The following is a 15,673-nucleotide window of genomic DNA, read 5'->3' on the forward strand; positions in this document are numbered from 1 at the left end:
CCGATCAGCCATCCGCAAAAAGCGTTGCCGCAACGGCGATCGAGGTCAGGCTCGACATTGCAAGGCTTGCCCTGATGACGTGCGACATCTCCCAGATATTCCGGAAATCTCTCCAATCACCATCTTGCTTCCGAGCGAATATGGAGAAAAACGCCGCGCCCGATCTCGACATGGCGACGTCCTTCACCCAGAAATTATTGACGGGATGCGTGACCAGCCAATAGGTCGCGTGTTGCGCCGCCAGGAAAATCAGCGACGCGAGCGTCCACCAGAACCGAGTACTTGCAGAAGGCGTCAAATAGAGCAGGATGGCAAGCGCGAGGATGCCTCCGATTTCGGAAAAACCGCCAATCGTGAAGCCGGGATAGTAGATCGTCTGCACTGCCTTGTAGGTCGCCTCTTTCAGGCGCATTTTGCCCGGTAGCTCCAATGCATGTGCAAGCGAGAGCGCCGTTGCGATTGCGACCAGCAGGAGCGTGAAAACCATCAAAACGCGCATGCTCTTACTCCATTAACCGCGCTCTTTCGCAACCGGCATGGAGTGGCCGTTGGCCGCCGCCGTAGCCGGCGGAACGCAGAGAAGTCATCGTGCAGCCGTCCGGCTTTGCCACGAGCACAGGGACTGATCGACAAGACGGGTCAGGTGGGGTCGCACCGCGCGCGGTTGCGAATGCGAACAGGTGACGATCCTCACCTAAGCCGCCCCGCGCGCGTCAGAACATGATCCTTTGCCTCAACCACGTAAGAAACCTGTTGCCGCCAATTGTCGCGCGGACCCGAGCGGCAGCCCACCGTGCTTTCATGGTAGAGCCTACGTGACAATCGCAAACGATGTCATGCAGTTGCCAGTCGTTCAGTTCGAAGAAGCGCTTGGCCTCGCCATAAGTGTCATCCCGAAGACCCAACGCGCGCAGCATCGGGTCTTCGAAGGCAACAGTAATTGCCGACCCTTCGCCGCGTGCGATGGCGCGTGCCTCCGGATGCATATGTTCGGTGCCTGTAAACGCGCCAAGGCATCGCTCGGGATTCTGATCGAGAAGTTCAGCCCATCGCGCGATGCGCTCATCCCGTGTCATTTCCGAATATGGCGCCGAGGGTTCAATCCTGGCGACGGCCTGTAGTTGGTCGAGTGTCTGGTGTTTCATGGTCAGCTCCTGTCGTGAAGGGGAGGAGTGCCCACCCCTTCAAGGGAATTACCGCGCGGCGGTACTTCGACAAGAGCGCGAAACCGGAAGAATTCGGCCCCACCGAATGCGTCTGGGCCGGATCACAAATGCGCTGACCGCGTTCACTCAATGGCGCGCTTTTCCACAGGCTCTGCCGACGGAGGAGCGGTCCAATAGCGGCCTAGCACCCGGCGGTTGCCTTTATGGCATCCTACTTTTTGATAATGTTGCCGTCGCGCAGGTCGAATGCTTCGGCGTCGCGAGCCTGGCGGTAGAAATCGTCCTGCAATTCACCCCATTCGCCGAGGAAGGCACCGCAATTGCTGCAATAAATTGGCGTCGACTCCGTGGCGTCGTCGGGAATGTCCATCTGGATCGTCCCGCAAGCCTTGCAATCGAGTTTGTCGTCCAATTTGCGTGCCATTTTCCAATGATCGCGCATTTTCACACAGGAGCCAATTGTTGATTTCGTACGGAGCGGTGCCTGCGATCACCCTCAGCCTCATTCCGATCCGGTCCAAGATGGAGATCAAGCGATGGCACGATTGCGTTCGAGCGGCTCAGACGGCAACCTGACGTGCCAGATTGCCCGATAGCGCCGTGCACTTTCGGTCCGATATTTTTCGCATTCAGGGCTTCCGGACCGGCAGTGGTGGAGAGGGTTGGATTCGAACCAACGTAAGCTAAGCTAACGGATTTACAGTCCGTCCCCTTTAACCACTCGGGCACCTCTCCATTCTGCCGCCGGAGCCATGCAACGAGGCATTCGCGCCAGTTCGGACCCGAGTTGTGTCTTCTCCGAAACCAGCGAAGCGCCTTATGGCGGCAAGGCCAGTGGGTGTCAACCGCGCAGGAAGGGTTTTTCGACGTTGTTCGCCGGCTGCGGCGACAGGGCATATCCCTGACAGCAGGAGACCGCTATAGAAGCCGGCCATGAGCAACAATTCCAATACCCCGAAAGACACCCACTACGCCAAGCTGCGCCGCGCCTTTCGCGACGAGAAAAGCGGCGGCGCACCGGCGTTCAGGCAGCGCCAACCCGTGCCACCAGGCGAGAACGCCGGGGATGGCCTGGTGCGACTTTATGGCCTGCACACCGTGCGAGCGGCACTCGATAATCCGCGCCGCCGGATCAAGAAAATGCTGGTGACGCGCAATGCGGCCGAACGGCTCGAGATCGGCGATCTCGCCGCCCTGCCATTCAAGGCTGAACTGGTCGAACCCAGGGACATCGACAAAGTCACCGGCTCGGACGCGGTGCATCAGGGCGTGCTGATCGAGGCGGAGCCACTGAAGCCGAAGCGTCTCGACGCACTCGGCGACACCAGGCTGGTGCTGGTGCTCGACCAGGTCACCGACCCGCACAATGTCGGCGCCATCCTGCGCTCGGCGGTCGCTTTCGGCGCCGGGGCGCTGATTACCACGGCCCGCCATAGTCCGCAGGAATCCGGCGTGCTGGCGAAATCCGCCTCCGGCGCGCTGGAGCATATCGACCAGATCGAGGTGAGGAATCTCGCCAATGCGCTCGGCCAGTTGCACGAAGCCGGCTTCCAGACCATCGGGCTCGATTCGGACGGGCCGGCGGAACTCGAAACGAGTTTTGCTGGCGAGAAGATAGCCCTGGTCCTCGGCGCTGAAGGCAAGGGCCTGCGCCAGAAAACGCGCGAGACGGTGACGACGTTGGCCAGGCTCGACATGCCCGGCGCTATCCGCTCACTCAACGTGTCGAACGCAGCGGCGGTGAGCCTTTATGCAGCGCGGGCATTTCTGAAGCGTGGCTGATTGGAAGCGGCAAGCTTCCCGCCATGAATCAAAACGGGTTCCGGCGAACGCTTGCCGGAACCCGTTCCTGGGTTAAGACAAAAGTTTGCGGCTTGGGAACGTTATGCCGCCCTCTTCCGACCTATGCCGCTTTGCCTTTGCTTTCTTTTGCCTCCTTGCCGATCTCGAAATTCGCCATCCGCTCCAGCGCCCTCACCAGCGCCGAGTGATCCTCCTTGGCGCCACCGTTGGCGGCGCAGGAATTGAATAGCTGCTGGGTGGTCGATGTGTTGGGCAGCGACACGCCAAGCGCCTTTGCACCCTCCAGCGCCAGGTTCAAATCCTTCTGGTGCAGTTCGATGCGGAAACCCGGCGCGAAGGTGCGCTTGACCATGCGCTCGCCATGCACTTCGAGGATGCGTGACGCTGCCAGCCCGCCCATCAGCGCCTGCCTGACCTTGGCTGGATCGGCCCCGGCTTTCGATGCAAAAACAAGTGCTTCGGCGACGGCTTCAATGGTCAGCGCGACGACGATCTGATTGGCGACCTTGGTGGTCTGGCCGACACCGTTCGGCCCGACCAAGGTGATGTTCTTGCCCATCTTTTCGAAAACCGGTTTCGCACGCTCGAACGCCTGTTCCTCGCCTCCGACCATGATGGTGAGGGATGCGGCCTTGGCGCCGACCTCGCCGCCCGAAACCGGCGCATCGAGATAGTCGCAACCGAGATCGTTGATCCTTTTTGCGAATTCCTTTGTCTCGATCGGCGAGATCGAGCTCATGTCGATAACGAGTTTGCCCTTGGAAAGGCCAGAGGCGACGCCGTTCTCACCGAACAGCACCTCGGCCACCTGTGGGGTATCCGGCACCATGGTGATGATGATGTCGGCGGCCTTGGCCACGGCGGCATGGCCGGTAACCGTCTTCAGGCCCTTGGCGACGAGATCAGCCGGCGGCTTGGAGCGATGGTCGCTGGCGATGACGCTGTAGCCGGCGTCGAGCAGATGCCCCGCCATGGGCGCGCCCATGATGCCGAGGCCGATGAAGCCGATGGTTTCCATGTGGTTTCTCCTGCAAGTTCTTTCGAATTCATCAAAAGTTGGCGCCGCCCCTCATCCGCCTGCCGGCACCTTCTCCCCGTATAGTGACGGGGAGAAGGGACGCGCTTCAACGCTGACGATCCCCTCTCCCCGTTCTTCACGGGGAGAGGGTAAGGGTGAGGGGCAGCGCCGACGTTGACAATTTCCCAGCCGCTACGCCGCCGCGATTCCCTGCCCGGTCAGTTCCCTGAACCAACCCAGTCCGGCTTCCGTCCCCGCCTTCGGCTTGTATTCCGCCCCCACCCAGCCGGAATAACCAATCCGATCGATATGGTCGTAGAGGAAGGGATAGTTGATCTCGCCCGTCCCCGGCTCGTGACGGCCGGGATTGTCCGCAAGCTGGATATGCGCGATGCGGCCGAGGTTTGCCTCGATTTTACGGGCGAGATCCCCCTCCATGATCTGCATGTGATAGATGTCGTATTGCAGGAACAGGTTCTTCGAGCCGACGCGGTCGATCAGCGCCAGCGCCTGGTCGGAATAGTTCAGGAAGAAGCCGGGAATATCGCGCGTGTTGATCGGTTCGATCAGCAGCTTAATGCCGGCCTGCTCCAGCTTCTCCGCAGCGAAGGCGAGATTTTCGGCAAAGACATTTTCAAGCGTGTCCCGTGCAATGTCCTGCGGCTCGATCCCGGCCAGGCAGTTGACCTGCTGGCAGCCAAGCGCCTGCGCATAGGTGATCGCCTTGGCAATGCCCTGGCGGAATTCCGGCACGCGATCCGGCAGCACGGCGATGCCGCGCTCGCCCTTGGCCCAGTCGCCTGCGGGAAGGTTGAACAGCACTTGCGTCAGACCATTCTTCTTCAGCCTCGCGGCCACTACCTCGGGCGCGTGATCATAAGGGCCGATATATTCGACACCTTTGAAGCCGGCGCGGGCGGCGGCATCGAAGCGGTCGAGGAAATCATGCTCGCCAAAGAGCATCGACAGATTGGCTGAAAAACGTGGCATTCTTTTTCTCCCTGGAGCATCGACCCGATGCTCGAACAAAATTAGTCGAGCATCACGATGGCGGTCGGAGCGTCTTCCTGACGTTCGGCAAGGTCCTCGAATTCGGTGATCTTGTCGATCTCGGTGCCCATCGAGATGTTCGTGACCCGTTCGAGAATGAATTCGAGCACGACCGGAACCTGATGTTCCTTCATCAACCGCTCCGCTTGCTTGAAGGCGCCGGCGAATTCCTCCGGCTTGCGCACTCTGATCGCCTTGCAGCCCATCGCCTCGGCGACGGCGACGTGGTCGACGCCGTAGCCCGCCTCCGGATCACCGGTACGGTTGATGTTCTCGAAGGCCAGGCTGACCTCGTAATCCATCGAGAAGCCGCGCTGCGCCTGGCGGATCAGGCCGAGATAGGCGTTGTTCACGACGACGTGGATGTAGGGCAGCTTGTGCTGCGCGCCGACCGCCAGTTCCTCGATCATGAACTGGAAATCATAGTCGCCCGACAGCGCCACGATGGTGCGGTCTGGATCGGCGGCGCGCACGCCGAGTGCTGCCGGCAAGGTCCAGCCAAGCGGGCCGGCCTGGCCGCAATTGATCCAGTTGCGCGGCTTGTAGACATGCAGGAACTGCGCCCCGGCGATCTGCGACAGGCCGATGGTCGTGACATAGGTGACGTCGCGGCCAAACGCCTTGTTCATCTCCTCATAGACACGCTGCGGCTTCAGCGGCACCTGTTCGAAATGGGTCTTGCGCTTCATCGTCTTCTTGCGGCCCTGGCATTCCTTGGCCCAGCCCGACCAGTCGCGCAGCTTGCCCGCCATCTTCCACTCGGTGGCGACGTCGAGCAGCATCTTAAGCGCAGCGCCGGCATCGGAGACGACTCCGAGATCGGGCGCGAAGACACGGCCTATTTGAGTGGGCTCGATGTCGACATGGATGAATTTCTTGCCCTTGGTATAGACGTCGACCGAGCCGGTGTGACGGTTGGCCCAGCGGTTGCCGATGCCGAAGACGAAATCGGCTTCCAACATGGTGGCATTGCCGTAGCGGTGCGAGGTCTGCAGCCCGCACATGCCGGCCATCAGCCGGTGGTCGTCGGGGATTGCGCCCCAGCCCATCAGCGTCGGGATGACCGGAACGCCCGTGATCTCGGCAAATTCGATCAGCAGGTCCGATGCGTCGGCGTTGATGATGCCGCCGCCGGCGACGATCAGCGGCTTCTCGGCCGCGTTGAGCATCGTCAGCGCCTTTTCCGCCTGGGCGTGTGTCATTGCCGGCTTGAACGGCGCCAGCGGCTCGTAGGCATCGATGTCGAACTCGATCTCGGCCAACTGGACGTCGACCGGCAGGTCGATCAGCACCGGACCCGGCCGCGACGACCGCATCAGATGGAACGCCTTCTGCAGCGCCATCGGCACCAGATAGGGCTCCATGACCGTCACCGCCCATTTGGCGACGGGCGCAGCGATGGCGGCGATGTCGACGGCCTGGAAATCCTCCTTGTTGAGGCGCGCACGCGGCGCCTGGCCGGTGATGCACAGGATCGGGATGGAATCGGCCGCGGCCGAATAGAGCCCGGTGATCATGTCGGTGCCGGCCGGCCCCGAAGTGCCGATGCAGAGACCGATATTGCCTGATTTCGCGCGGGTATAGCCTTCCGCCATATGCGAGGCGCCCTCGACGTGGCGGGCAAGGACATGGCGGATGGTGCCCCTCGCCTTCATCGCCGAATACAGGGGATTGATCGCCGCGCCCGGCACGCCGAAGGCGCAGGAAATGCCTTCCTTTTCGAGAACGAGAACAGCGGCATCGACAGCGCGCATCCTGGCCATTTCCAGCCTCCACGAGATGATTGTTGGATGGCTAAGGATGTCATCGACTCGGTGATTTTTCAATTTTTTCAGAATATTTTTTCATTTTTAGAAAACAAATGCTACCGCCTGAATTTATTTGGTTTTCCCTTTTCCAGTATTTGCGCCCGGAATTTCATGGAAAACTTTTTCATTGCTTTTTGGGAAAACGGGCCGACAATGCCGACCATGGAAACGACCGAAAAACGGCAACGTGGGCGCCCGCGTGCCTTCAATGGTCCGGCCGAAGCTTCCTCGGTACAGTCGCTCGACCGGGCCTTGCGCATTCTGGCCATTGTCGCGGACGGCAGCGGCCTGTCGCTGAGCGAGATATCGGCGCAAAGCGGGCTCGCCGCCTCCACCGCCTACCGCATGCTGACGACCCTCGAAAACCACGGCATGGTCGAGTTCGATACGTCTGACCAGCTCTGGTCGATCGGCGTCGAGACCTACCGCATGGGCGCGGCGTTCCTACGCCGCCGCAAGCTGGTCGACCGTGCCCGCATCGTCATGCAGGACCTGATGGAGAAGACCGGGGAGACTGCCAATCTCGGCGTCGCCGAGGACGACTGCGTAGTCTTCGTCAGCCAGGTCGAGACGCACCAGGCGATCCGCGCCTTCTTCCGGCCGGGCACGCGCAGTCCCTTCCATGCCTCGGGCATCGGCAAGGCGGTGCTGGCGCATCTCGAACCGGAGCGCGTCGGAGCCATCCTGCGCAAGGCGGGCCTGCAGCGCTATACTGACAGGACCCTTTCCGACATCTCCGCCCTCGCCCACGATCTGGCGGCCACCAAGCATCGCGGCTGGTCGGTCGACGACGAGGAGCGCCACCCCGGCATGCGTTGTGTCGCCGCCGCCATCTTCAACGAGTATGGCGAACCGATTGGCGGCGTTTCCGTGTCGGGGCCGACGGTACGGGTCACGCCCGACCGACTGGCGGAGATCGGCCCGCTGGTGCGCGATGCCGCAGCCGAAGTGACCAGGATGATAGGCGGCGTGGCGGTCAGTTGATCACGAAGCGCCTGCCTAGATGCTTGTAGCCGCCATGTCGAAGAAATCGACCACCATCGCCAGTCCGACATGGCGCACGCCGCTTGGGATTTGGCCGTCTTGCCTGGGTGCCCGAATGCATGCGAAAGGGCGCGAATGAGGACAATGGTTCAGCTTCTGCTTGCCGCTTCGCTTTGCGGATGCGTGGCGGCGACACCACGACCCGATACCGGCGGCCAACGGGTCAATCCAATTCCGATCTCACTCGCGCTGGAGGAGATCATCACGGCCGGTATCCGCCAGCGCCTGCCGAATCCGGCCTCCGCCAGGTTCGGAACCATGCTCGCCGGCGAGCGAACGCTCGATGGCCGCCAGGAGATCGTGGCCTGCGGCACAGTCAGCGCCAAGACCTTGTCCGGCGCCCAAGGCGGCGACAAGCCATTCATCGCCAAGGTCTACCCGGAAGCCGCAAGCAGCTTTGAACTGGTCGCGATGGGAGACGAGACGCAGGCTGCCCGGCTTCAAATTGGCGGGTCCTGCCGCGCGGCCGGTCTGCCGATCCTCGACACCGGCCCGAGGACGCACCTCTAGACGGGCGGTCTTCAAACGAGGAAGAGGGGCTGCCTCGCAACCCCTTTTTCCTGTTTGTCCACTTTCCTGTCGCTGGTCCTCAGAGCCGGCAGTAGTGGCTGTAGCCGTCATGGCCGATATAGGTGTCGGAGTCCGGATCGTAGCTCGCGTAACGCTCGAAGCAGCGACGGACGTGCCAGGAACCACCATCTTCATCGACATAGACCGTACGCGGCTGCTGCTGGGCAAGCAGGCTGCCGAGGACGAAACCGCCAACGCCGGCGGCGATGCCGATGCCGAGGTCGTGGTGATGCGAATGGGCCGCCGAGGGCTGGACGGTGCCGACCAAAGCGGTGGCGGCGACGGTGGACGCGATAAGGCCGGAAACGAGTGTGCGCTTGAACATGACGATCTCCTTGCTTCGTTGACCGAGGCGATCCATCCGCCTCTTGATCATCTGTCGCCGCGGCGTCGAAAAAGGTTCGACGGGGTTTTTATTTTTTCGAAGAATTTTCGAAGAAGCAGATAGCCGCAGCCTAAAAGGCTCGGCGCCCTCGCCGGTGTTGATCAACCAGACTCGTGCGCTTCAGGTACCTTTCGCCAATCAGGTCATCGTCCGTGACTGCGACAGGGAGGCCGCGTCAATGCAAAAGCAAAAAGGGCGGCCGAAGCCGCCCTTTCCTGGAACTGGTTTCTTCAGTCACGCGGCCAGGCCGCGCTCAGTAGACGATGATGTGGTGGTGGTGATGATGGTGATGGTGATGGCCGTAGACCCACCAGTAATCCGGGTAGTCCGGATAATCCTGGTAGTCGAGGTAGTCGTCGTAATGATCATGATGGTGATGCATGCCATGAGCCGACGAAGACTGTACGGTGCCGGCGAGCGCGCCGGTTGCAACGAAGATGGCGACGAGGGCGGAAACGAAACTGCGCTTGAACATGATGATCTCCTGGATCTTTGATCGAGGCGACCATTCGCCTCTGAAGATCAGTCGGCGCGGCCCGGCAAAAGGTTCGACAGATCCGGAGATTTTTTTGAAACACGGTTGGTGTGTAGTGAGCAGGCCATATCGGTTCGCGCCATGACCACTACTGACTATTCGCCACGGGCTCAGCCCAAGCCGGTGATATGGCGAAGCCAGAAGGCGAGCGCGATGAAGCCGATGATCGTCGTGACGCCCGTCCAGTCGACATTGGCCTTCTTCACGTCGCTGATGAGCTTCACCAGCAGCATCCACGCCACGATGACGATAGGGAGAATGATGACAAGCCTGATCATGCGACACTCCAGTCCGAAGCGATTGCACCTCGTCCTCATGTAGGAAGCGCGTTTGCGGATTTCAGCACGGACCATGGCGTCATCCACCACGACGGGGCCAAAAATGGAGTTTTGTCTTTACTGGCGCAACAAATATGCTAACCGAAGCGCCGTGCCCTTGTAGCTCAGCTGGTAGAGCAGCGGTTTTGTAAACCGAAGGTCGGCGGTTCGATTCCGTCCGGGGGCACCAGCAACATCAACAACTTAGCTAACGATTGCGTAACCATGTCTTGTGGCAGATGTCACCCTGGGTAACGTTTCGGGTGACAGAATCGTTATCCTAACGAAAAACCGTGGCCACCCAGCAGTCAGCCCTTCGTCCCCATCCTCTCCCGATCGAATCGGCCATAATCCGGGATGCAGGTGAAAAACGCCGGCCGCTGATCCCTTCCCGCCTGCTTGCACCGATCGCACCGAAACACCTTCACCAGGTCATTGTGCATGGCGCCGTGGTCGAGCCCCAGGCGGGCGCCTAGCGCCTGCAGGTCGAGCTGGGTGGAATGATTGCACATGGGATGACCGCAGGTGACGTAGAACGTCTCACGGCTGCGAATGGCGTCGGCGATGGTCTTGGACATCCTGTCTCGTTTTGGGACCAAAATGCTGGCATCTGTCTTGCATCGAAGAGATTGCCGGTTCCTCCACCGGCCTCCTGATGGGGATCAGGACGTAACTTTGCCGGGCTTGAGGCTTGGGGGCTTCGCCAGGCGATCTTTCTTCAAACGCAGCACCAGGTGCAGCTCGAATTAGAAATCGCCGCGCCGGGAATATGTTCCTATTGGCTGAGATTAGGCAACATCAAAAAAGGCCCGGAAGCCGAAGCCCACCAGTCTCAAAAAGAAAGACGCCCACCACGTTTTCCGCAGCGGGCGCTAGTTCGGGAGGAAATGAAAAACGCGTGCGGTCAAGGTTCCCCTTTACCCTCCATGACGATACGCTTCGCCTAGCTGGTTAATAAGCGCGCGCCAGTTGCAGCACCGCTTATCCAGGTTGCGTGACTTTTCCGCCACAGAAAGCCCGGCCACCTGCGCAGCCGGGCCACATTCCCGCAAATGAGGGAAAGTCAGAGGCCGCTGTAGCGCTCGTCTTCGGGCATGTCGCCGACGTCCTGCTCGCCGTCGTCAAGCGCCCAGCCGGCCGATCTCGTCATTGCGTGGTCTTGGTTCATGGCCATTGTCCAGCCAAGCGACGGCTCGCCCGTGCAGTCCTCGTTCATGCCGTCCTGATCGCCGAAGCCGCTGTCTTCCTGCTCTGTGTCCTCGTTCCAATGGCCTCCTATGGCGCCGCCATGGGCAGTCGAGGCGTCCAGCTCGTCGCCGCTGGGCTCGAGATCGCAGTCCACCTCCATCACGTCGAGCGCGGTGATCAGCGCCATGGACTGGTCAAGCAGTTCGTTGACACGGGCTTCGATCGCCTTGCGCCATGTGCGAGGGTCCATGCCCGAGGGCATCCCGAGCGGCTTCAGGGTTCCGACTGGCGCGTTCATGCCCACGCCTCCGGGCTGTCGATGTAGGCGATCCTGTCCCCTTTCCAATCGGTGATGTAGGCCCTGATCGTCGTCGAATCGACGCCGCTCTGCTGCATCTGCCAGACACGCTCGATCACAGTGTAGAACTGCTCTCGAAGGTTCTCGGCTATCTTGGGGGGCAGCTCGGCCAACCTCGCCTCGATGCTGGCCCACCGATCCGCGTGGCTGCGAAGCGGCTTTGTGGTGAGCGATATCACTGCCGGCAGGCCCTGAAGCGCTGTAGCGCCTGCCAGGGCGGGAAGAGCGGCAATTGCGCCGACGAGCATGGCACGGCGAGAAAAGCGCCCGGTGATCACGATGGCGCCTCGCTGTGGCCGCAAGGCATCGCTCCGTCGCCGCCGCCCGATATCTGGCAAGCGCCTCCTGCTGCACGCGCTCGCGCTCCAGCCTGAATTCTCCCGGCAGCGGCACCCAGCCCTTCGGCTTGAGCCGCATGCACCATTGCGGCCGACGATAGCCCCAATGCTCGATCGCGACGAGATCTGATCCGTCAAACCAGCATGAGACGTTCAGCTTGGCGAAGTGGAGGCACCGCGCCGCCCACCAGATTCGATCGATCTCAAGGTCGACGGCGCCCTCTTTCCACGGTGTCCACCCCTTGCCCGGCCGCTCTGTCAGCTCACAATCGCGCATGCCGCGGATGTTGCATAAGTTGCGATTTATCGGCAAGCCTCGGGCAAACTGCCATCGCGGCGCTGCGGAAGTTGACCGGCAGACGTTCCCGGTCCACCTTGAAGTGCATGGGGGGAAGGCTTTACGGGCTGGATGCTCTACGCGGGGTCGCGGCTTTAGCCGTGGCTACCTTCCATTTGGTGTTGACGTACGACCTCCCGCACGTTCCCATCGGCTTTTCGGTGGCCGTCGACCTGTTCTTCATCCTGTCCGGTTTCGTCATGACCAGGACCTACGAGCATCGCTTGCGGGACGGGCTGTCGACGCTTGGCTTCATCGGCCTACGATATCGCCGCCTATTCCTTCCGCTTGCCATCGGTTCGACCATCGGGCTCGCGGTAACGGCCGCCATGCTTGGCCCGTCGATCCCGATGGTGGTGTCCTATGCGCTGATCCTACTGTTTCTCCCAGCAGGCGGTCCAACGGCATTCGCCTTGAACGTCCCGACGTGGTCGCTGTTCGTGGAGATCATCGCCAACGCGCTTCATGGTGCGATCTTCGCGAGATTGTCCAATGCGCGGCTGCTCATACTGGCGGGGCTCTGCGGTGTTCTCGCCGCCGTCGACTTTGAAGGCCACCTGCACTGGGGAGCCGATATCGGGTCGATCCTGTGGCTTATCCCGCGTGAACTGACCTGTTACCTGGTCGGAATCTGGATGTTCCGCCGCTATGGCGACACCCCGCTCAGACATCATCCTGTTGCGGCGGTAGTCGCCTTGGCGATCCTGCTCAGTATCGGATCAAGCAATGCCAGCTTCGAAATCGCGGCGTTGCTCGCCTGCCCCTTCATCGTTCGGGCGTCTCTCGCCTTGCCGCGCGCACAATGGGCTGCCTGGGCCGGAGCATTGTCCTACCCGCTCTATGCCACGCATTATCCGGTCATACTCGTCGCGTTTTGGACCGGCCTTCATCCTGCCGTGGGCGCCGTGCTTGTGGCCCTCGTCGCGCTCGCGGTGACCCTGGTGTTCGAAATCCGGCGCGGCCGCTGACGATCAGCCAGGCGCTGCCCGGTTGAGCCCCGGCTGCCGCGCCGTGCTTGCATTTCCGCCAAAGCCGGATCATGCTGATAGGGCGGAGGAGGCCACCAGGCAGGTGGTTGAAAGGGTCAACAGCATGGAAGCCGTTTGTTACGTCCCCAGCGCATTCTTTTCGGTCTTCTTCGACCTCGCACTGGCGTTCATCGTCATGGGTCCATTCGCAGCTACGCGACTGCTTGTGTTGAGGATGCGCGAGAGGCCAGTCGAAGAGCAGCTTCAGTTCGCTTAGGCACCCTTACGCTTCCGTGCTCGCTACGAAAGAGGTATTTGCGCTATTGCTAATACAAGCACATGATAGCGCCGCCGGGAGGATCTCCGGCATGACCCGGCTGCTGTTGGATGATCCCCCAGATCCCCCTCCTGGTAGCCGGGTCGCCTCGAAGGCACCAATCTCACATTAGCAATCGCTTGACGAAGGCCTTGGCCGCGCCAGACTCATCGTATGGCAAAGGGCAGCTTCAACATCGGCGATGAGGTCGCCATCACCGCGAAGGTACGGGGTCGCGTGACAGAGGATCGCATCAGCGTGACGATCCCCTCCTACGATTTTCCGCACTCGATCTTCGACCGAACGACAAAGGTCGCGCACGGCCAGCCGATCGAACTGATCGGCAACGTTACGCACCTACTCGACAAAGACCGTGTGACGGTGAACCTGGGCATTCCCGTCACGGTCGATGCCACTGTCGTCAGGCTGGTGAACGCCTACAAGCCTCCAACGAGAAAGAAGCCGCTGGTGGACAAGCCGACTTAAATCAGCCGTTTTGCAAAGTGCGCGAGGCGCATGGACCACTCAAGCCTGCCATCCGTTCATCTTTTATTGGCATTATTTGCTCATCATCCCGGCAGCAGAGGGGGCCGTTACGGTGGAACTATCTTTCGAGCGCGCCTGTGGTGTAGCGGTCGCTGTGCTGATCGCCATTTGGGGCGGGCAGAAAGCCAGCGATTATGTATGGCCGAAGCACACGGCCGTCCTCGAAAAGCCGGTGCTGGTGCCGGAATATGAGTTGAGGCGCCAAAGAGACGAAGCGTGGGATGATCTCCACGCACGCTGGCTCATTTAGTCCGGCTGCCCAGGAACTAACCTCCCGTACACCATCCGCTTGCATGGGAAGCTTGCGAGTGCTTCATTCTCCGGCAGACATTGGGTGGGATGGATCATGGATATGTTTGGCCTCAAATCGCTGTTGATCTGCGCTTTGATCTTCATTCCGCTGGAGCGGCTTTTTTCTCTGCGGCCCCAGCAAATCTTCCGCAAAGGCATCGTCAACGATCTGATCTATGCCACCTTCAACGGCGGCATAGTCAACCTCCTGGCGGGGCTCATGCTGGCGCCTGCGATTAACGCTGGGGCGCTGCTTATCCCCATGAGTCTGACCAATGCTATAAGTGGGCAGCCCACATGGCTTCAGGTCATCGAGATCATCATCTTGACCGATCTAGGCGTCTATTTCATCCATCGCGCCTTTCATGCGATCCCGGCGTTATGGCGGTTCCATTCCATCCACCACGCCGTCGACGAGATGGACTGGCTCGTCGGCTTCCACCTTCACCCGGTGGACCTGTTCGTCTCCAAGTCCTTGACGCTTATACCTGTCTTCCTGCTCGGATTTACAACCGAGGCCTTGGGCATATATTTCGTCATATACCTAGGGCACACGCTCTTGATCCACTCCAACGTCAAGATGAATTTCGGACCATTCAAATGGCTGATTGTCAGTCCGCAACTCCATCATTGGCACCACGCCAACGAGCGTGCCGCCTATGACAAGAACTTCGCTGGCCAACTGGCTATCATCGACGCGATCTTCGGCACGTTTAACCTGCCCGGGGACGAGGCACCGCAGAAATACGGGGTCGACGATCCTATCCCAAAAAACTACTTCGGCCAGGTCGGATATCCGCTTGTGCCGCGCCAGAATCTGCCGAAGCGACCAGCCCCAGGCGGCGGCTAAGGAGGTTCAGATGACGGCGTCGCAAAAGCTTGTAATGGCGATAGCGATTTTGGGGGGTATCCTGATAGCGTTAGAGATACATCTCCGCTTTCCGGAGTGGTCTCCTGCGCTGCTAAGCTGATCATGGACAGGCGCTGCCCCGGGTTAGGCAAACACCGGAGTAACGACCCGGCCGTGATCTTCGGCAGAGCGGATCAGCGGGGCATAGGGGGCCAGCGCATTGGGCGTGATCGCATTAGCCGCTGCTTAATAACGGGATATATCTGCCGATAAGATCCTACCGAAGGGGTAGCCAACATCGCCCTATGGTTAAGGCGCGGAATTCGCTTGCATTAGCAGCTACTTAAGCATGTGAACCTTGCGTCTCGAAGCATTCAAGAGTTAACCGTTCATTAAACGACAGTTGACACCCAAGCATTGGGAGGAACAGGATCGAGATCAGGACCGGGGGATGAGCACCTTTTAGGCACCTCTGTCCGGGTTAGTAGGGTGTAAACAGGGGAATCCAAATGACGAAACTTATCAGCATTGCCAGGGCATTCCGTGACGAAGAATCCGGCGCTGCCATGGTCGAATATTCCATCCTCATCGGCATTATCGCCGCCGCGTCGATCCTGATCATCATCGGCATCGGCGTCTGGGTAACGGGTCAGTTCACCGGCCTTTGCACCGCGCTCAATGGCCACGGGGCTACTGGCAACACTGCTTGCGCTGCCGCTGCAGCCTAGCGTCTTCGTAACAAGCAACGCACGCCCCTGTCATTGAACCCGACGGGACGCGCTAGA

20 protein-coding genes and 2 tRNA genes are annotated in these 15,673 nt (G+C 60.4%); 9 read left to right on the top strand and 13 right to left on the bottom strand.

The annotated features are described in order from the left end of the window. Positions 1–4: 4 nt before the first annotated feature. The 4 genes from FJ970_RS20855 to FJ970_RS20870 form a co-directional block, all read right to left on the bottom strand. Positions 5–499, bottom strand: coding sequence for a DUF1772 domain-containing protein (locus FJ970_RS20855; protein WP_140760213.1), 495 nt, complete (start codon positions 497–499; stop codon positions 5–7). 214 nt (positions 500–713) lie between these two features. Continuing rightward, positions 714–1,145: a hypothetical protein gene (locus FJ970_RS20860; RefSeq protein ID WP_140760212.1), complete on the bottom strand. Its 432-nt coding sequence runs from the start codon at positions 1,143–1,145 to the stop codon at positions 714–716. Positions 1,146–1,377: 232 nt separating this feature from the next. Next, positions 1,378–1,536, bottom strand: a complete 159-nt coding sequence (locus tag FJ970_RS20865; protein WP_084637125.1) for a hypothetical protein — start codon at positions 1,534–1,536, stop codon at positions 1,378–1,380. A gap of 280 nt (positions 1,537–1,816) precedes the next feature. Next, positions 1,817–1,901, bottom strand: a tRNA-Tyr gene (locus tag FJ970_RS20870). Between the two features lie 198 nt (positions 1,902–2,099). On the opposite strand from FJ970_RS20870, the gene FJ970_RS20875 reads away from it, so the two are divergent. After that, positions 2,100–2,948: a TrmH family RNA methyltransferase gene (locus tag FJ970_RS20875; RefSeq protein WP_140760210.1), complete on the top strand. Its 849-nt coding sequence runs from the start codon at positions 2,100–2,102 to the stop codon at positions 2,946–2,948. A gap of 121 nt (positions 2,949–3,069) precedes the next feature. On the opposite strand, the gene FJ970_RS20880 is transcribed toward FJ970_RS20875, so the two are convergent. From FJ970_RS20880 to gcl, 3 genes are all read right to left on the bottom strand, one after another. After that, on the bottom strand, positions 3,070–3,987 hold the full coding sequence (locus FJ970_RS20880; RefSeq protein ID WP_140760208.1) for a 2-hydroxy-3-oxopropionate reductase: 918 nt from the start codon (positions 3,985–3,987) through the stop codon (positions 3,070–3,072). Between the two features lie 192 nt (positions 3,988–4,179). Then, on the bottom strand, positions 4,180–4,977 hold the full coding sequence (otnI, locus tag FJ970_RS20885; protein WP_140760203.1) for a 2-oxo-tetronate isomerase: 798 nt from the start codon (positions 4,975–4,977) through the stop codon (positions 4,180–4,182). Positions 4,978–5,018: 41 nt separating this feature from the next. Then, positions 5,019–6,800 carry a glyoxylate carboligase gene (gene gcl, locus FJ970_RS20890; RefSeq protein WP_140760201.1) on the bottom strand — a complete coding sequence of 594 codons (1,782 nt, stop codon included), beginning with the start codon at positions 6,798–6,800 and terminating at the stop codon, positions 5,019–5,021. 207 nt (positions 6,801–7,007) lie between these two features. On the opposite strand from gcl, the gene bhcR reads away from it, so the two are divergent. Both bhcR and FJ970_RS20900 read left to right on the top strand, forming a co-directional pair. After that, on the top strand, positions 7,008–7,829 hold the full coding sequence (gene bhcR / locus FJ970_RS20895) for an HTH-type transcriptional regulator BhcR (protein WP_140760275.1): 822 nt from the start codon (positions 7,008–7,010) through the stop codon (positions 7,827–7,829). Positions 7,830–7,973: 144 nt separating this feature from the next. Continuing rightward, entirely contained in the window at positions 7,974–8,399 is a 426-nt protein-coding gene (locus FJ970_RS20900; RefSeq protein ID WP_227791863.1) for a hypothetical protein, read from the top strand. Positions 8,400–8,478: 79 nt separating this feature from the next. Here FJ970_RS20900 and FJ970_RS20905 read toward each other — a convergent pair whose 3' ends face one another. From FJ970_RS20905 to FJ970_RS20915, 3 genes are all read right to left on the bottom strand, one after another. After that, the gene (locus FJ970_RS20905; RefSeq protein ID WP_140760197.1) at positions 8,479–8,784 is read right to left on the bottom strand and encodes a BA14K family protein; all 306 of its coding nucleotides are present in this window, start codon (positions 8,782–8,784) and stop codon (positions 8,479–8,481) included. Positions 8,785–9,097: 313 nt separating this feature from the next. Then, a complete protein-coding gene (locus tag FJ970_RS20910; RefSeq protein ID WP_140760195.1) occupies positions 9,098–9,319 on the bottom strand; it encodes a hypothetical protein in 222 nt (73 codons plus the stop codon). A gap of 170 nt (positions 9,320–9,489) precedes the next feature. Then, positions 9,490–9,657, bottom strand: a complete 168-nt coding sequence (locus tag FJ970_RS20915; protein WP_140760193.1) for a hypothetical protein — start codon at positions 9,655–9,657, stop codon at positions 9,490–9,492. A gap of 153 nt (positions 9,658–9,810) precedes the next feature. Here FJ970_RS20915 and FJ970_RS20920 point away from each other — a divergent pair. Further along, positions 9,811–9,886 (top strand) — tRNA-Thr (locus FJ970_RS20920). Between the two features lie 118 nt (positions 9,887–10,004). Here the strand turns inward: FJ970_RS20920 and FJ970_RS20925 are convergent. The 3 genes from FJ970_RS20925 to FJ970_RS20935 all read right to left on the bottom strand — a co-directional run bounded on the left by FJ970_RS20925 (position 10,005) and on the right by FJ970_RS20935 (position 11,544). After that, positions 10,005–10,274, bottom strand: a complete 270-nt coding sequence (locus tag FJ970_RS20925; protein WP_140760191.1) for a hypothetical protein — start codon at positions 10,272–10,274, stop codon at positions 10,005–10,007. 485 nt (positions 10,275–10,759) lie between these two features. Continuing rightward, positions 10,760–11,182 carry a hypothetical protein gene (locus FJ970_RS20930; RefSeq protein WP_140760188.1) on the bottom strand — a complete coding sequence of 141 codons (423 nt, stop codon included), beginning with the start codon at positions 11,180–11,182 and terminating at the stop codon, positions 10,760–10,762. Further along, positions 11,179–11,544, bottom strand: a complete 366-nt coding sequence (locus FJ970_RS20935) for a hypothetical protein (protein WP_140760186.1) — start codon at positions 11,542–11,544, stop codon at positions 11,179–11,181. The genes FJ970_RS20930 and FJ970_RS20935 overlap by 4 nt, the downstream gene beginning before the upstream one ends. A 474-nt stretch (positions 11,545–12,018) precedes the next feature. On the opposite strand from FJ970_RS20935, the gene FJ970_RS20940 reads away from it, so the two are divergent. The 5 genes from FJ970_RS20940 to FJ970_RS20960 all read left to right on the top strand — a co-directional run bounded on the left by FJ970_RS20940 (position 12,019) and on the right by FJ970_RS20960 (position 15,616). Next, complete coding sequence (locus FJ970_RS20940) at positions 12,019–12,885, top strand: acyltransferase family protein (RefSeq protein ID WP_181178676.1); 867 nt, start codon at positions 12,019–12,021, stop codon at positions 12,883–12,885. A 490-nt stretch (positions 12,886–13,375) separates the two neighbouring features. Next, positions 13,376–13,687, top strand: coding sequence for a hypothetical protein (locus FJ970_RS20945; protein WP_140760182.1), 312 nt, complete (start codon positions 13,376–13,378; stop codon positions 13,685–13,687). Between the two features lie 112 nt (positions 13,688–13,799). Continuing rightward, the gene (locus FJ970_RS20950; protein ID WP_140760180.1) at positions 13,800–13,997 is read left to right on the top strand and encodes a hypothetical protein; all 198 of its coding nucleotides are present in this window, start codon (positions 13,800–13,802) and stop codon (positions 13,995–13,997) included. A 96-nt stretch (positions 13,998–14,093) separates the two neighbouring features. After that, positions 14,094–14,888, top strand: coding sequence for a sterol desaturase family protein (locus FJ970_RS20955; protein ID WP_140760177.1), 795 nt, complete (start codon positions 14,094–14,096; stop codon positions 14,886–14,888). A gap of 509 nt (positions 14,889–15,397) precedes the next feature. After that, complete coding sequence (locus tag FJ970_RS20960) at positions 15,398–15,616, top strand: Flp family type IVb pilin (RefSeq protein ID WP_140760174.1); 219 nt, start codon at positions 15,398–15,400, stop codon at positions 15,614–15,616. Positions 15,617–15,673 lie beyond the last annotated feature (57 nt).

This window comes from Mesorhizobium sp. B2-1-8 (assembly GCF_006442545.2).
In the GTDB taxonomy this organism is placed as follows: Bacteria; Pseudomonadota; Alphaproteobacteria; order Rhizobiales; family Rhizobiaceae; genus Mesorhizobium.

What these genes read in the sequence shown, in the direction of transcription:
- FJ970_RS20915 (WP_140760193.1), bottom strand. Translation starts at nt 9,657, where the DNA reads ATGATCAGGCTTGTCATCATTCTCCCTATCGTCATCGTGGCGTGGATG.
- otnI (WP_140760203.1), bottom strand. Translation starts at nt 4,977, where the DNA reads ATGCCACGTTTTTCAGCCAATCTGTCGATGCTCTTTGGCGAGCATGAT.
- FJ970_RS20930 (WP_140760188.1), bottom strand. Translation starts at nt 11,182, where the DNA reads ATGAACGCGCCAGTCGGAACCCTGAAGCCGCTCGGGATGCCCTCGGGC.
- FJ970_RS20925 (WP_140760191.1), bottom strand. Translation starts at nt 10,274, where the DNA reads ATGTCCAAGACCATCGCCGACGCCATTCGCAGCCGTGAGACGTTCTAC.
- FJ970_RS20910 (WP_140760195.1), bottom strand. Translation starts at nt 9,319, where the DNA reads ATGTTCAAGCGCAGTTTCGTTTCCGCCCTCGTCGCCATCTTCGTTGCA.
- FJ970_RS20945 (WP_140760182.1), top strand. Translation starts at nt 13,376, where the DNA reads ATGGCAAAGGGCAGCTTCAACATCGGCGATGAGGTCGCCATCACCGCG.
- FJ970_RS20855 (WP_140760213.1), bottom strand. Translation starts at nt 499, where the DNA reads ATGCGCGTTTTGATGGTTTTCACGCTCCTGCTGGTCGCAATCGCAACG.
- bhcR (WP_140760275.1), top strand. Translation starts at nt 7,008, where the DNA reads ATGGAAACGACCGAAAAACGGCAACGTGGGCGCCCGCGTGCCTTCAAT.
- FJ970_RS20955 (WP_140760177.1), top strand. Translation starts at nt 14,094, where the DNA reads ATGGATATGTTTGGCCTCAAATCGCTGTTGATCTGCGCTTTGATCTTC.
- FJ970_RS20860 (WP_140760212.1), bottom strand. Translation starts at nt 1,145, where the DNA reads ATGAAACACCAGACACTCGACCAACTACAGGCCGTCGCCAGGATTGAA.
- FJ970_RS20865 (WP_084637125.1), bottom strand. Translation starts at nt 1,536, where the DNA reads ATGGACATTCCCGACGACGCCACGGAGTCGACGCCAATTTATTGCAGC.
- FJ970_RS20960 (WP_140760174.1), top strand. Translation starts at nt 15,398, where the DNA reads ATGACGAAACTTATCAGCATTGCCAGGGCATTCCGTGACGAAGAATCC.
- FJ970_RS20900 (WP_227791863.1), top strand. Translation starts at nt 7,974, where the DNA reads ATGGTTCAGCTTCTGCTTGCCGCTTCGCTTTGCGGATGCGTGGCGGCG.
- FJ970_RS20905 (WP_140760197.1), bottom strand. Translation starts at nt 8,784, where the DNA reads ATGTTCAAGCGCACACTCGTTTCCGGCCTTATCGCGTCCACCGTCGCC.
- FJ970_RS20880 (WP_140760208.1), bottom strand. Translation starts at nt 3,987, where the DNA reads ATGGAAACCATCGGCTTCATCGGCCTCGGCATCATGGGCGCGCCCATG.
- gcl (WP_140760201.1), bottom strand. Translation starts at nt 6,800, where the DNA reads ATGGCCAGGATGCGCGCTGTCGATGCCGCTGTTCTCGTTCTCGAAAAG.
- FJ970_RS20875 (WP_140760210.1), top strand. Translation starts at nt 2,100, where the DNA reads ATGAGCAACAATTCCAATACCCCGAAAGACACCCACTACGCCAAGCTG.